Here is a 14,500-nt window from a genome sequence, read left to right as displayed (position 1 = left end):
TAAGACCATGCAAGCAACGGTGAATTAAACCAATGCTATTGCTTGCTCAGCCCCTGTCGTACTATTGCCTGCACTATAGGAATGAGAACCAACTCCAGCTAAACGGCCTTGAGATACGATCAGATATTCATCTCTAATAGGTTTATTCCCTAACCAACACTCTAATATTTCTCTGACTCCTGCGGCATATCGTGCTTGTGCGGACAAGGTAGTTCCTGATGTATGTGGTGTCATGGCGTGATGTGGCATCGATCGCCATGGATGGTTTTGGGCAGGAGGTTGTGGAAACCAGACATCTCCGGCATAACCTGCCAAATGTCCAGATTCCAGAGCATTAGCTACAGCGAGTTGATCGCATATTTTCCCCCGGGCGGTATTGATTAAATAAGAACCACGTCTCATCTGTTTTATTAACCGCTCATCAAAAAGGTATTCTGTTTCCGAATGCAATGGACAATGAATCGATACCACATCACAGACTTTCACCATGGATTCAACAGAGGAGTGATAAGTCAAATTCAGTTCCTGTTCCAATTGCACTGGTAGTCTATGCCTGTCGGTATAATGCAGTTTTACAGCAAACGGCTTTAAACGTCTTAAAACAGCTAATCCAATTCGGCCTGCAGCAACACATCCCACTTTCATGCCTTCCAAATCATAAGAACGACTGACGCAATCCGCGATATTCCAACCGCCATCAATTACTGTGTTGTATTGGGGAATAAAATCCCGTACCAAGGCCAAAATCATCATCACTGTATGTTCAGCAACGCTGATGCTGTTACAATAGGTGACTTCACAAACGGTGATATTATGTTCCATGGCCGCTTGCAAATCGACATGATCTGAACCAATACCTGCTGTAATTGCCAGCTTAAGTTTAGGAGCGCTCTCAATACGACCACGAGTTAAATAAGCTGGCCAAAAAGGTTGGGAAATGACGACAGTCGCGTCTTTTAATTCTCTGGCAAATACTGAATCAGGGCCATCCTTATCAGAAGTTACTATAAATTGATGTCCGTTGCTTTCAAGAAATTTTCTCAGTCCCAATTCACCACTAACAGAACCTAGCATTTCACCTGGAATAAAATCAATCGAATCAGGGGCAGGGAGGCTTTGACCATCAGGATATTGATCCAATTCTGGAATCGATTCTCTGGCATAGTTTGGAGGAAAGCCACCCTTGGGATCATCATAAAGCACACAAACAATTTTTTGCTGACTCTGGTTGAACATACCTGACTCCTTTTCATAAGTTGAAGTAAACACATCCTGATTTTTTTACAGTGCTCACTATAATTGATTTAATTCATTCATCTCAATAAAAAACTATTCATAAACGAATTCATGATCTATTTTAGGGACTATCCCTGATGTATCATGAACAATGATGACTCTGAACAATTATGGAATAAATAACCATCTCAGAAGAAAGGAATACGTATGTCAAAACGTGAGTGGCCCGCCAATGACTATGCCATTGGCTCTTATATTCAAGCGACTGTTGCCGAAGAATATTTATCGTACCTGAAAGTAAATCCCACAGATAGAATATTGGATATTGGCTGCGGTAATGGCGCTTTTACAAAAAACATTCTTATGAAAGTACCTCAAGGTTCTGTATTAGGCATAGACGCTTCCGAGAATATGTTAGATTTAGCCCAAGGCATGAGTAAGGAATATCCTAACTTTTCAGTCCAGAAAGCGGATGTACTCACAATGGACTTTCACGCACAATTTGACTATGTTGTCTCTTTTTGGTGTTTGCAATGGGCATGTGCCAATATTCAAAAAGCATTTTTAAATATCGTTAACGCATTGAAACCCGGAGGGAAATTTCTCACTCTTTTTCCAGCAGGAGACGATCCGTTTATCATGAGTTATTACGCATTAAAAAAATCAGGACAGTTTACATCCTTGCATGATTTTATCCCTCCTGTAGATTATTCTCACTTAAACAATCTGGAAAAAAAACTGGAGTCGTTAAGCTGTCAGGAGCTAAAAGTAAAGCTATGCCGACAATCCATTACCCTCCCTTCCCTGGATGTTTTCAGGAAATTCGTCAATGGAATTGCTTTTTATCAAGGACAATTGCCCAATGAAGAGATACAAAAAATCAACGAAGCTATGGTTCAATATTACGATAATGAATGCCAAGCCAAATATCATGGTGAATATCAATTTAATTTCACTATCTATTTAGTAACCGGCGAAAAATAAAAAAGTAAGCAAACAAAAATGAAGACTTGTTCTACGACTATAGATATCTCCAGATAAAATGGGGGAGTAATGCACTTAAAACGGACTTTATCATTAACACTGCTGGCCTTTTATGGACTTGGAACCATATTAGGTGCTGGAATTTATGCCCTTGTAGGTGAGGTAGCGAAGGAGGCAGCACAATTTACCCCCCTATCCTTCTTAATCGCATCCATCATCGCTCTTTTTACTGCCATTTCTTATGCAGAACTAAGCTCAAGGTTACCGCATAGTGCAGGTTCTGCTCTTTACGTACGTAAAGCATTCCATCAAAAGTGGCTATCTGGCTTAATAGGTTGGATAGTAGTCTTAACGGGCATCATATCCGCAGCCACACTATCCCATGGCTTTGTCAAATATTCTCAATTGTTTTTACCCTTACCGCCTTCCCTTATCATCACTATTTTAGTTGTCATTTTAGCTGGGGTTGCCATTTGGGGTATTCGTGAATCAGCAACTCTTATCCTGTTCATGACACTCATGGAAGTGGGTGGACTATTGATGATTATTTATTACGGCCATTATTCATTAGCTTCTATCGACATCCAATCCATCTCTTTTCCTCATTCTTTTGATGGGGTGCTTATCGGAGCTTTTATTGCGTTTTATGCTTTTATTGGTTTTGAAGATATGGTGAATACCGCCGAGGAGACAATAAATCCTGAAAAAAACCTTCCAAAAGCTATTTTTCTTGCTTTAATATCCGCAACCATTTTATATGTTGCAGTCGCCTGGGTTATTGTCTCGTCCATACCATCCAATACTTTAGTCAAAACGGACATGCCCCTTATTGAAATTATTAAGCTTCAAGGACAATCTCCCTTGTTGTTTTCAATCATTGCATTAATTTCTATTACCAATGGAATTCTGGTGCAAATTATTATGGCTTCACGACTTATTTATGGTATGGCCAAGCAACAAAATGCCCCCCAGATATTCTCTTCTGTTTATTCCAAAACTCAAACACCAGTCCACTCGACCATACTGGTGTCTCTTATCATTTTACTCTTTGCCTATGCCCTCCCTATTACAACCCTGGCTAAATTAACCAGCAGCATCATATTATGTATTTTTATTATGATTCATGCCTCATTAATTAAAATCAAACTGACAGAAAGAAAACCACCGAACGCCATTTCATTCCCTATTGTTTTCCCGATGATTTCCATTTTATTAAGCCTGACATTTTTAGGCATACAGTTTTTTCTCAAGTAGATTATCTCTTCTAAATCTTTAAACCAGTGTCGCATAAATTTTGGGAATCGACAGAGTCATTGCTTGTTTTCAATTCACTGCCCCTCTCTACCTGTATTGCTCGTTTAAAATGCTGCATGATGCCTCGTGCCTGGTCTGCTGGCATCGTTGCCGTCGTTTCGTCTGATGAATTTGATTGCGCTACCACTTTGATTCCTTTTTCTCCATCCATAGTCTTCAACACCTCAACTAAAGAGGGATCCTGATTTTTAATATGTTCATAAAATGCTGTAGCAGAGCGGGTTTTACCGTAAGCCGCAGGAAAAAAATTGAGTAAACCTTGTCTTGGCGTTGAAGCCGTTGTTATAAAATTCCGTAAAGCCTCATGGCGTTCTTGCCCATTTGTTGCGTTTTCAAACGTTGATTTGAATTGAACAAGCAATTTCTCTTTATCATCTCTGCCACTTACAAAACGACTTGTTCCCATACTGGTTAGCGCCTTTTGCATTGCGGCTATAATAATAGTTAATTGTTGAGGAGTGAAACCGTGTTCGCCATTGCTTCTGGATTGCATCATCTCATCGCCAGTCGGATTTGTAGCTTCTGTCACTATCTCTGTCTCTACAGGAATTTCAGAAGGGAAGTGTGGATTCTCTAATTCGAAATCAACTTGCAAACCAGCATGCTCATCCTGCTCATCTGCCTTACGCCTCATTCTCTGCGTTGTATAAGCAAGATACAGATTATGCCTATCTTCCATTAATGAACGTTTTTGCTCACATAAATCATAAGATTGAAGCCAATGTTTACGGAAAGAAGGTAAATCATCAAGGAGCTTCTGATTACGTGCTGCCAATTCACTATTACCACATTTTTTTGCAGCTTCAATAGACTCCTCCAATATACCTCTTAACGTTTTTACCCTATATTTTTTATCGCCATGTATTACTTCTACATTAGGCGTATCTTCCAGCATGGCTTTAATGACCTTGTTATACGCACTGGATTGAGAAAAACGTAACACTTGAGGAGAGGGGAAGAAAAAATGTGCTAATGAGTTACCCTTGTCATAAAAAGAAAACCGCAATGAATCCTTCTGCAATTGTTTGGCATTATCTTTAAGCAATTCATTTAAATACATAATACCCAATGTTCCGCACTCTTCATGTCCTGCTTGAGGCAGAGGAATGGCTGAGGTAGTCTGTACAAAGAAATCGATTCTTGTATTGAACATCCCTGGCAGATCTTCACTGTATAAACCCCTTTCTCTACCTTGATTCCCCCAATGCACCGGCTTGATAATTGTTTCCGCGCCGATAATGACTACTTCAAAATGGCTTTCTCCAACTCTTTGATTATTTGTATAAACATATCCTACTAATTGTCCCGGTTTTAATCCTGACTGAATTTTTTTAATTTCATCTATTGCTTCTTGTTTATCCAGGCAAACCTCATCCTTAGAGGCATTGAGAAATGCAATATATCGGGCAATCTTGGTATCAAAAAGAGGAGCAAATTTGGCCTTAACTATTTCGTTTAAGTCTAACAATTCCTGAGTTGATAATCCCTTTTTAATTTCGCCATCATTTGTTAAATAAGGTACCAGCAATTCTTTCAACTCTTTATAAACCTTGGAGAAATCACTGCCGAACATATTAGAAATACAAAATTGATCTCCCAGATATCCCGGTTGTAGCCAATGTTTTTGAATATACAACGCATATTTGAGTGAGTCATCGTTTAATCCCTTGATTTGCTCATCCATGGCAGCTAATTTTTTTGAGATCAACTCCTGACCGAAGAGATGCTCTCCATTTATCACAATTTGAATATGATTTTTTTGTTTATAATGCCTCGTAATTGGCCTTAAATCAGCTGCTTTTAACTGATATGAGCTAAAATCTCCCTCCCAAATAAATCTCATCTTACTTGGACTCAAATCGCCTTCATTGGGAATATCAACTGTATCTGTGTCCTCTAACTCCACTTTCTCTGTGTCACCCAAATCTGTTTGAGAGTCTGGATTTAAATGTTTCTTGGTCATGATATTCTCCTGAATAATTCGCTAAAAACTTATTGATTAAAATACGTTCTTACAGGATACAGTTCGAGCATTACTGGGGTATTAAAAGCACATGAGTCTTACGAAGGACTAATTCCAAAATGGAATATAGAAATCTAAAAGCAGAATGTAATTGTCAATCGCTGTTTGCTTTGTATAGGCCAAGAATGTTGAGTAAGCACTACTCATATAGTTACACCAAATGGTTTAACCTTTCCATACTGTTACCATCTCCGGTTTAAAAAACACCCATAGCTGTTGTGCTATACTTTTTATAAAAAGATAAAGAAAATCTTATGGATATCAGAGACATCAAATCCTTTCTAGCTGTCATTGAATACCATTCTCTCACCCTGGCGGCTAAAAAATTGCATGTCACTCAATCAGCCATGAGCAAACGCATTCGAAAAATAGAGGACGAGTTAAATGTGCGTTTGATAATTAGTGAGGGGTCCAAATTAATTTTTACTGAAGCAGCCAAACAGCTTATCCCCTATGCCAGGCAAATGTTCTCCGCACATCAAAATATGATCCACACCCTAAAAAACTCACAAAAATTCACGCAAAGTATCATCATAGGCGCTTCGGTGTATGTTTCTCACTACGTTTTGCCAAGCTTTTTTAAATACTTAAAAGAAACCAATCCTGACATCCAAGCGCATCTGAAAACCATTAGTGAAAAGGAAGTGGAGTATATTCTGAACCATGGCACAATAGATTTGGCTATCTGCCCAGCTCGGGAAGTGTCTGAAAAATTATTGGGCGATTCTTTGCTCTGGGAGGAAAAACTGAATTTGGTTGTGGCGGCAAATCATGAACTTGCCCATAGAACTTCCGCGCTTACACTCACAGAACTTTCACAGTTCCCCGCCATCTTAACTGAGAAAGGGGCTGCGCTTCGAGATAAAATTGATACCCTATTTGAAAAAAATCAACTGGTGCTAAACCTGGGTTTTGAAATGAGCACTATCGATGCAATAAAATCTCTGGTGGAGTACGGTTTAGGTTGGAGTTATCTGCCTGATAGTTTACTGTCAAAAAAATTAAAAATCTTAACAATAAAAGACCTTGAATTAACAATCCCATTCCATGCTTATTATCTCAAAAAAAGAATCAATGACCGCTTGATTAATGACTTACTAAGCAATTTTAAAAAATGGCAAAATCTTGATAATAAATAAGGGGGCGTTTGCGATGAGAATTTCTCGCTGTATACAATATACGCTGCCACCTCACTTCCTAACTTGCCTAATTCATCAGTATAAAACGTAAGGAATCTCGCGAGCAAAATATTTTTTTCATTCATGATCAAAGCCACTAATAAGAGTAATTTTGCCCAATACAAACGATTAAATCTTTTTAACACATGATTCAACAAAGAAAAAGTCGATAAGTTTCATTTGATTGCTTATTTCAGAATCCAGCGAAAACAATTAGCGCATGACTATGGATTAAATTGATTAACAAAAGCTGTTCAATGATCCAGCATGCTGTGGATTAGTGATATTTTTATTCCAGACGTTATGTGATTTTGAATGAAATATTACATTGAATACATTGCCTTAGTAACCATTCAAAGCAGTAAAATAGAATCTAGCAGAGCCATTTTATATAGCAGCTCTATTAGACAAGCTCTAGTTTATACCATAACATCTTGGTCAATCAGTGTATTTAGAATTGTTCAAAATAAGTGCGAGATTGAAAAAGATGTACATTGTTTAGATAAAATAGTATTGATTTTTAAAGACAAAATCCAGATTGAATGGCTTAATGTCAGAGTAAAGCGAGTATAAATTGATAAAAAGGGAAATCTTAATATCAAGCATGGGTAATGCCATAGAATGGTTTGATTTTGGCCTTTTTATTTTCATGGCTCCTATAATCGGTGCTAAATTTTTCCCCCATTCCTCGGCTAGCAATGCAACAATTGAGGCATTGATTGTGTTTGCAGCTGGTTTTCTATGTCGACCATTTGGCGGTATCATTTTTGGCTATTTTGGCGATACTCGCGGCCGCGCTGTAACATTAAGAGTTTCTATAATAATCATTACCACATCAACAGTTTTAGTTGGAATGCTTCCTTCCTTCGATGACATAGGGTTAACAGCCACCATGCTGTTTATTGTCCTCCGCTTAATCCAAGGTATATCTATTGGTGGAGAATACAGTGGAATAATGATTTACCTGGCTGAATCAGCCCCACATGACAAACGCGGATTAATCACAAGCTTTGCAGCAATAGGTGCAAATTTAGGATTTTTATTAGCTACACTAACTTTGATGCTCCTTCATTTGCTCTACACTGAAGAAATGATTAAAATTTGGGCGTGGCGGCTACCCTTTCTTCTGATTGGGTTACCAGGTTTATTAATCATTTACTCTCGTTTTAGATTATCTGAAACGCCTGTTTATTCCCAATTGCAAAAAAAACATAGCCTTGAGTCAGCCCCCTTCCTTACCGCGATTAAATTCGCCCCCTACCAATTGCTAAAAATACTGGGCCTGACTTGTATGGGCTCAACGTTTTATTATGTATTCTTTGGGTATATGCCAACTTATTTAGAACGCTATATTGGTTTTTCAATGATGGAAGCGCTGAGCATTGAGAACTTGATGTTAGTTGCAATGCTATTTACTGTTCCTGTAGCTGGAATCTGCGGTGATTATTTTACCCGAAAAAAAATACTGATAATTACCTCAATAGCTATAATATTTTTAGTTTTACCTTGCTTTTATTTTTTGCAATTGAAGTCCATATCATTTGCAATATTATCTCTAGCTACTGCCACTATTCTTAGTTCACTTGATCAAGGAAATACACTAACTGCCATTGTTGAAAATTGCCCCGAGAATGTTCGCTATAGTGGTATTGCATTTTCTTATAACCTGGGTAATGCGCTATTTGGTGGCAGTACACCATTGATTGTTACCCTGTTAACAGAAAAAATAAATTTAATTTCACCTGCTTATTATCTTATTTTTATGGCAAGCGTCACTTTGGTTACTGTAACAACCTTACTGAGCAATAACCAGTCTTTAGGCCCTCTTCCTATAAAGAACGGCTCTAGTGTGAAAATGAACTTGCGATAAAGACAACATAGAGAAGTATTATTCTAAACAAACCAGATAACGCCCTTAAACCCTAGCCTCAAATTTCTCAATGTGATTAAATTCGCGGGAGTAGTAAGGGAGAAAAAGAGGCAAAACTGAGCGTTATGAACCAAGATGACGCGGTCAAACCAATTTGCACAACCTACTTTTTTCATTAATCCCCAGTATCTGTTTTCAAATTGATTGGGACTTTGATAACCCAAAATTGATGGTCATGAATAATTAGCTTATAATTTGAATGCAAATTAAATAACAATAAGGATATTGATATGAAATTAATAAAGCAGTTCTTTTTATTGATGATTTTTTCTTTTTATAGCGTAGTGTCATCAGCTGGGAGTACTATTGTTGACGTTGCTGGAGGCAACAAGGATTTTTCAACTCTTGTCTCTTTGTTGCAGAAAGCAGACTTAGTCAGTGCCTTGGAAGGTCAGGGTCCTTTTACAGTTTTTGCACCAACCAACGAAGCCTTCGCTGCAGTACCCAAGACTGATTTGGATGCTCTTTTAGCTAATCCTGAAAAATTGAAAGCCGTCTTACTTTACCATGTCGTCAGTGGGGATATCACTTCTGATAAGATTAAACCAGGCAAGGTTAAAACCCTGAGTGGACAAGAGATTGAAATTACAGTCAAAGATGGCAAAGTGTATGTGAATAATGCTGAGGTTGTAAAAGCTGATGTTAAAGCCTCAAATGGTGTTATCCACGTTATAAATCAAGTATTAATGCCCAACCAGTAAGTATCCAAAATGGCGCTCATTCAAGAGCGCCTTCTTTGATTACAAATCTTTAAATTATGTTTTATGAGATTATCAAAAAAGATATGTTTATTAGACACTGTAATTTTCAACACAAATTTCACCTTGGTAAAATCAGATTATTGAATTGAGTCAATTTGGATATCCACACAAACGAGATAAGAACCAGAATCCCTGATTTATTATTTCTTTCAAGCATAGACTATAATTAATCATAAGATAAATCCAATTCACACCTACATGATGAAAATTGAATCATTTCAATACATTCAAAACCAGGGATGGTGTATTCCAACATTTCCTGAGCTTGACTCCGAAAATACCTTAATTTTAGTTTTTGCCAGTCCGATATTTAGAACAGACAGCAAACCAATTGAAGAATTGGCGCAGACCTATAAAAAATCAAAAATCTTAGGATGTTCCACTGCAGGAGAAATCTTTGGACCTAATATTTTTGATAACAGTATTTCCGTGGCTGTGGTTCAATTTGAGTCAACAAAACTTCAGTTGGCAAAAACAGACGTTAAAGGCACTGAGGAATCTTATGAGGCGGGAGTAGATTTATCAAAATCATTACATCAAAAGCAAAACCCCAAAAGTATATTTGTCTTGTCCGATGGCTTAAATGTTAACGGCTCTGAATTAATTAAGGGATTAAATCAGCATGCTGGTAAAGGGGTTATTATTACAGGAGGTCTGGCAGGAGATGGTGATGATTTTAAAAACACCTGGGTTATTTATGATGGAAAAATTCTGGATCATTGCATTGGAGCAGTAGGGTTCTACGGTGATCAAATCCATGTAGGACATGGCTCAAGAGGGGGGTGGGATATTTTTGGACCAGAAAGAGTTATTACACGGTCTAAAGCAAATATTCTCTATGAACTGGACAACCAACCCGCGCTCAAACTCTATAAAACGTATCTTGGCGACAGGGCATCTGAGCTGCCAGCAGCGGGCTTGCTTTACCCGCTTGCTATCCGTAATCCAGCTGCACCAGACTCCCAGCACATTGTGCGTACTATTCTCGGAGTTAATGAAGAAGAGCAATCTCTCATTTTTGCTGGCGATTTGCCTCAAGGATACTATGCTCAATTAATGCGCGCCAATTTTGACCGTCTCATTGTCAGTGCCAATGAAGCAGGAGAAAGCGCCAATGATAGGCTTTTTAGAAATGGCAGATTGAATACACAACCCGTTTTAGCAATTGACATCAGTTGCGTAGGCAGAAGATTGGTATTAGGTGAACTCACCGAGGAAGAAACAGAAACAACACTACAGTCCCTGCCTCCCCAATCGATACAAATTGGCTTCTACTCTTACGGAGAGTTATCGCCTTTGGCTACAGGTCGTTGTGAGCTGCATAATCAAACCATGACCATTACGACCCTGTTAGAGAATCCATAAATCAAAGAGGAATTCAGTAATAATGACAGAAATGCATCGGTTGTTGCAGCGACAGTTGAAAAAATTGGGTATTACTGCCGATGAATTACCCCAGAACCTGGAAAATTGGACTCACTTTATTGCACATATCAATAAAACATACCATGAAAATGATCAAGACCGATATTTATTAGAACGCTCTATCGATATTTCTTCCAGAGAAATGAGGGAAATTAATTCGAAACTCGAATACGCTCAGGACATAGCGCAAATGGGGTATTGGCATTATGACGCTGACACGGATACCGCGACATGGTCCAAAGGACTATTTAAAATTCTGGGTTTGCCACCTAGTAATTCGGCACTGAACTATGCTTCGTTTTTGGATCTTGTACATCCTAACGATAAAGCAGGACTAAAAATTGTGGTCGAAAAAGCCTTGAAAGAAAAAGAAGATTATGATTATGAGCTAAGAGTAAGAAATGTAGACAATGATTACAAATGGTACCGAACAATAGCAAGAGCCAACCCTGAGAAAAATGAAATCTCTGGAGTTTTGATGGATATCTCCAAAAGAAAAATCATTGAAGAACAAGTTCATGAACTGAATAACAAACTGGTTTCAACAGCACGTCTTGCCGGGATGTCGGAAGTGGCCACCTCGATACTTCATAATGTGGGCAATATATTAAACAGTGTCAACGTATCCGCCATTATACTGAAAAAGAACATCTCCAAAATTCATTACAAAAAACTGTCCACGATTAAAACCATGCTTGACGAAAACATTCGCCAGTTAAGCGAATACTTGTTAAATGATCCAAAAGGTAAATTAATTCTTCCCTATTTGGATGCTTTATCGAAAGCCCTGCATGAAGAATATGAAGAAAATATGAAGGAAGCCAATAATCTGGAAAACAACATCAATCACATCAAAGAAATTATATCCATGCAGCAATCATTGAGTGGTATATCCAATTTAACTGAGAAAATTTCAATCCATGATGTGATACTCAATGCGGTAAAATCAGTCATATTGGACAAACATCAAATTGATGTTCGCATTGAGATTGAACCGGAAATCCATGAATTTATAACGGATAAATCCAAGTTATTTCAAATTCTTACCAATTTACTCGCCAATGCGAAAGATTCTGTTTTATTACATGAATCGAATGGTCCCAGAAAAATTGTTATTTCCATCAGGAGAGCAGAAAATAATCATATTATGATTAAAATAAATGATAATGGCCTTGGAATTCAAAAGGATAACCTGGATCGTATTTTCTCTTTTGGATTCACAACCAAGAAAAATGGTCATGGTTTTGGGCTTCATTGTTCCGCAATTTATGCGCGAGATCTAGGTGGTAGGCTTTATGCTGAAAGTAACGGAAGCGGGAAAGGAGCTCAATTTGTATTGGATCTACCCATCAATTCAAAAACCTTGAGTACGAGGTAGAAATGAGTACCACATCTTTTCGCATTCTGATCATTGATGACAATCCAGCAATTCATCAGGATTTCATGAAAATATTAAATGTCAGCAAAAACTCTGCATTATTAAATAAATTTGATGCTGAGCTTTTTGATGATGATACAGAGCAACTTGGAATTTCTTTACCCGAATTTGAAATCGATGTAGCGACTCAAGGCATTGAAGGGATAGAAAAAGTCAAGCGTTCTCTTGCAGAAGGCAAGCCATACCCACTCGCTTTTGTTGACATAAGAATGCCTCCAGGCATAGATGGGATAGAAACCATCAAACGCATTTGGGCTATTGATCCACAAATACAGATTGTTATATGCAGAGCTTACTCTGATTACTCATGGGAAAGCACAGTGAATACCTTAGGCTTAAGTGATAATTTATTGATATTAAAAAAACCCTTTGATGTACTTGCAGTAAGGCAGCTGGCAAGCGCTTTAACCCAAAAATGGGTGCTCGCCAGAGAAACTCAAAAACACACCGAATTTTTAAATCAATTGGTAGAAGAACGAACCGAATCTTTGCAGCAATCCTTCTCACTATTGCGTGCAACGATTGAATCCTCTTCGGATGGTATTTTGGTTGTCGATTTACAAGGAAAAATCATTGATTACAACTCGCAATTTGTCAAATTGTGGAATATACCCGAATCCATTATGAAAAAAACCAGTGAATCCAAACTCATACAGTACATGTCAACACAATTGCTCAATTCAGAACAACATGCCCAATGTGTTAAAGAATTTTCTATTCACATCGATGATTCGAGTATACAGATTTATCATTTTAGAAACGGCAAAGTGGTTGAATGCTGTTCCAAACCTCATCGCATTGGTCTTCAAACGGTAGGTCGTGTATGGAGTTTCAGAGACATCACTGAGCAAACGCGATTAAAGGAAAAACTGGAATATCAAGCCACTCATGACTCATTAACCAATTTACCCAATCGCTTGTTATTAATTGATCGGATCGAACATGCTATAAGTAGTTATGCCCGTCATAAAATGAACTTTGCCATACTATTTTTTGACTTGGACCGCTTTAAAATGATCAATGACAGCTTGAGTCATGAAGCCGGTGATCAATTGCTGTGTGCAGTTGCTGAACGATTACGATCTTTGGTTCGTAAAGAAGATACTCTCGCCAGACTTGGTGGAGATGAGTTTGTAATGCTTTTTCAATCGTTTAATTCTGAAGAACAAATTGCCGGAGTAGCTCAAAAAATCCTTAAATCCTTTCAAAAACCATTTCATATCGCAGAAAGAGACATCAATATTTATGTCAGCATAGGAATTAGTGTTTATCCAACAGATGGTAAAACAGTGAACACTTTGCTCAGTAATGCGGATATGGCGATGTATCAGGCAAAATTTCGTGGCGGTAACCAATTCTCATTTTATACAGAGAAACTCAACAAAAAGACAAACCAACAATTTCAGCTGGAATTGGACTTGCAAAAAGCGATTATCCATCATGAGTTTTTTCTCCTTTACCAACCTCAATTTGAAGTTAATACTCATGAGATTCGTTCCATGGAAGCATTAATCAGGTGGAATCACCCGCAAAAAGGAATTATTTTACCCTTGGATTTTATTCCTACTGCCGAAAGTTCAGGGCTTATTGTACCAATAGGAGAATGGGTTTTGCGGGAAACCTGTAAACAAATTGGTGAGTGGCGCAAAATGGGATTGCCTGAAGTTCGTGTCGCATGTAATGTAGCAGGTAAACAGTTAAGACAACGAGATTTCCCTAGAATGGTGGAAAATCTTTTAAAAGAATATTCAGTTGAACCCCATTGTTTGGAGCTGGAAATTACTGAAAATGTCATTATTGATAAAGAAATACAAAGAACGATCAAAAAATTGAAGTCACTGGGTGTGCTGATTATTTTGGATGATTTTGGCACAGGAAATTCCAGCTTGAATTTATTAAAACAGGTCGCTGTCGATAGCCTAAAAATAGACCAATCATTCATTCAGAATATTTCAAAATCACCAGGAGATGAAGCCATCATTGATGCGATTATTGCTATAGCGCAAAGCATGAATTTTAATATCATTGCAGAAGGAGTAGAAACGCAAAACCAACTCAAATTTCTCAAGAAAAGGCGATGTAATGACATTCAAGGCTTTTTAATGAGTAAGCCTATACCCTCAGAAGATATAGAAAAACTTCTCCAAGGGAATAGAACAAAATAAGGTAAAAACCGCATAGGCATCTATAAGAGATATCTGACGGATTGCA

10 protein-coding genes are annotated in these 14,500 nt (G+C 37.9%); 8 read left to right on the top strand and 2 right to left on the bottom strand.

Features of this window, described 5'->3' with window-relative positions; genetic code table 11:
* Positions 1-24: 24 nt before the first annotated feature.
* The gene (locus EL201_RS01540; RefSeq protein WP_027223398.1) at positions 25-1,236 is read right to left on the bottom strand and encodes an NAD-dependent formate dehydrogenase; all 1,212 of its coding nucleotides are present in this window, start codon (positions 1,234-1,236) and stop codon (positions 25-27) included.
* A 207-nt stretch (positions 1,237-1,443) separates the two neighbouring features.
* Between EL201_RS01540 and EL201_RS01535 the strand changes: the two genes are divergently transcribed.
* Both EL201_RS01535 and EL201_RS01530 read left to right on the top strand, forming a co-directional pair.
* The gene (locus EL201_RS01535; protein ID WP_027223397.1) at positions 1,444-2,220 is read left to right on the top strand and encodes a class I SAM-dependent methyltransferase; all 777 of its coding nucleotides are present in this window, start codon (positions 1,444-1,446) and stop codon (positions 2,218-2,220) included.
* A gap of 69 nt (positions 2,221-2,289) precedes the next feature.
* Positions 2,290-3,474 (top strand): APC family permease, encoded by a 1,185-nt coding sequence (locus tag EL201_RS01530; RefSeq protein ID WP_027223396.1) that lies wholly within the window; start codon positions 2,290-2,292, stop codon positions 3,472-3,474.
* A gap of 10 nt (positions 3,475-3,484) precedes the next feature.
* Here EL201_RS01530 and EL201_RS01525 read toward each other — a convergent pair whose 3' ends face one another.
* On the bottom strand, positions 3,485-5,497 hold the full coding sequence (locus tag EL201_RS01525) for a hypothetical protein (RefSeq protein WP_027223395.1): 2,013 nt from the start codon (positions 5,495-5,497) through the stop codon (positions 3,485-3,487).
* Positions 5,498-5,811: 314 nt separating this feature from the next.
* Between EL201_RS01525 and EL201_RS01520 the strand changes: the two genes are divergently transcribed.
* From EL201_RS01520 to narR, 6 genes are all read left to right on the top strand, one after another.
* Complete coding sequence (locus tag EL201_RS01520) at positions 5,812-6,696, top strand: LysR family transcriptional regulator (RefSeq protein ID WP_027223394.1); 885 nt, start codon at positions 5,812-5,814, stop codon at positions 6,694-6,696.
* A 613-nt stretch (positions 6,697-7,309) separates the two neighbouring features.
* The gene (locus EL201_RS01515; protein ID WP_027223392.1) at positions 7,310-8,605 is read left to right on the top strand and encodes an MFS transporter; all 1,296 of its coding nucleotides are present in this window, start codon (positions 7,310-7,312) and stop codon (positions 8,603-8,605) included.
* Between the two features lie 290 nt (positions 8,606-8,895).
* Positions 8,896-9,366 (top strand): fasciclin domain-containing protein, encoded by a 471-nt coding sequence (locus EL201_RS01510; protein WP_027223391.1) that lies wholly within the window; start codon positions 8,896-8,898, stop codon positions 9,364-9,366.
* Positions 9,367-9,627: 261 nt separating this feature from the next.
* Positions 9,628-10,791 (top strand): nitric oxide-sensing protein NosP, encoded by a 1,164-nt coding sequence (gene nosP / locus EL201_RS01505; protein ID WP_027223390.1) that lies wholly within the window; start codon positions 9,628-9,630, stop codon positions 10,789-10,791.
* 22 nt (positions 10,792-10,813) lie between these two features.
* Positions 10,814-12,229 (top strand): ATP-binding protein, encoded by a 1,416-nt coding sequence (locus tag EL201_RS01500; RefSeq protein ID WP_027223389.1) that lies wholly within the window; start codon positions 10,814-10,816, stop codon positions 12,227-12,229.
* A gap of 2 nt (positions 12,230-12,231) precedes the next feature.
* On the top strand, positions 12,232-14,454 hold the full coding sequence (narR, locus tag EL201_RS01495) for a NosP-associated response regulator NarR (protein ID WP_027223388.1): 2,223 nt from the start codon (positions 12,232-12,234) through the stop codon (positions 14,452-14,454).
* Positions 14,455-14,500 lie beyond the last annotated feature (46 nt).

Origin of the sequence: Legionella pneumophila subsp. pascullei, from assembly GCF_900637585.1 — a bacterium.
Taxonomy (GTDB): Bacteria; Pseudomonadota; Gammaproteobacteria; order Legionellales; family Legionellaceae; genus Legionella; species Legionella pascullei.
The sequence above is the reverse complement of the archived record's forward strand: the minus strand, read 5'-3'. Positions and strand labels throughout refer to the sequence as shown.

Coding starts and splice junctions, on each gene's coding strand:
- EL201_RS01540 (WP_027223398.1), bottom strand. CDS start 1,236: ATGTTCAACCAGAGTCAGCAAAAAATTGTTTGTGTGCTTTATGATGAT.
- EL201_RS01500 (WP_027223389.1), top strand. CDS start 10,814: ATGACAGAAATGCATCGGTTGTTGCAGCGACAGTTGAAAAAATTGGGT.
- nosP (WP_027223390.1), top strand. CDS start 9,628: ATGAAAATTGAATCATTTCAATACATTCAAAACCAGGGATGGTGTATT.
- EL201_RS01520 (WP_027223394.1), top strand. CDS start 5,812: ATGGATATCAGAGACATCAAATCCTTTCTAGCTGTCATTGAATACCAT.
- EL201_RS01510 (WP_027223391.1), top strand. CDS start 8,896: ATGAAATTAATAAAGCAGTTCTTTTTATTGATGATTTTTTCTTTTTAT.
- EL201_RS01535 (WP_027223397.1), top strand. CDS start 1,444: ATGTCAAAACGTGAGTGGCCCGCCAATGACTATGCCATTGGCTCTTAT.
- EL201_RS01530 (WP_027223396.1), top strand. CDS start 2,290: ATGCACTTAAAACGGACTTTATCATTAACACTGCTGGCCTTTTATGGA.
- EL201_RS01525 (WP_027223395.1), bottom strand. CDS start 5,497: ATGACCAAGAAACATTTAAATCCAGACTCTCAAACAGATTTGGGTGAC.
- narR (WP_027223388.1), top strand. CDS start 12,232: ATGAGTACCACATCTTTTCGCATTCTGATCATTGATGACAATCCAGCA.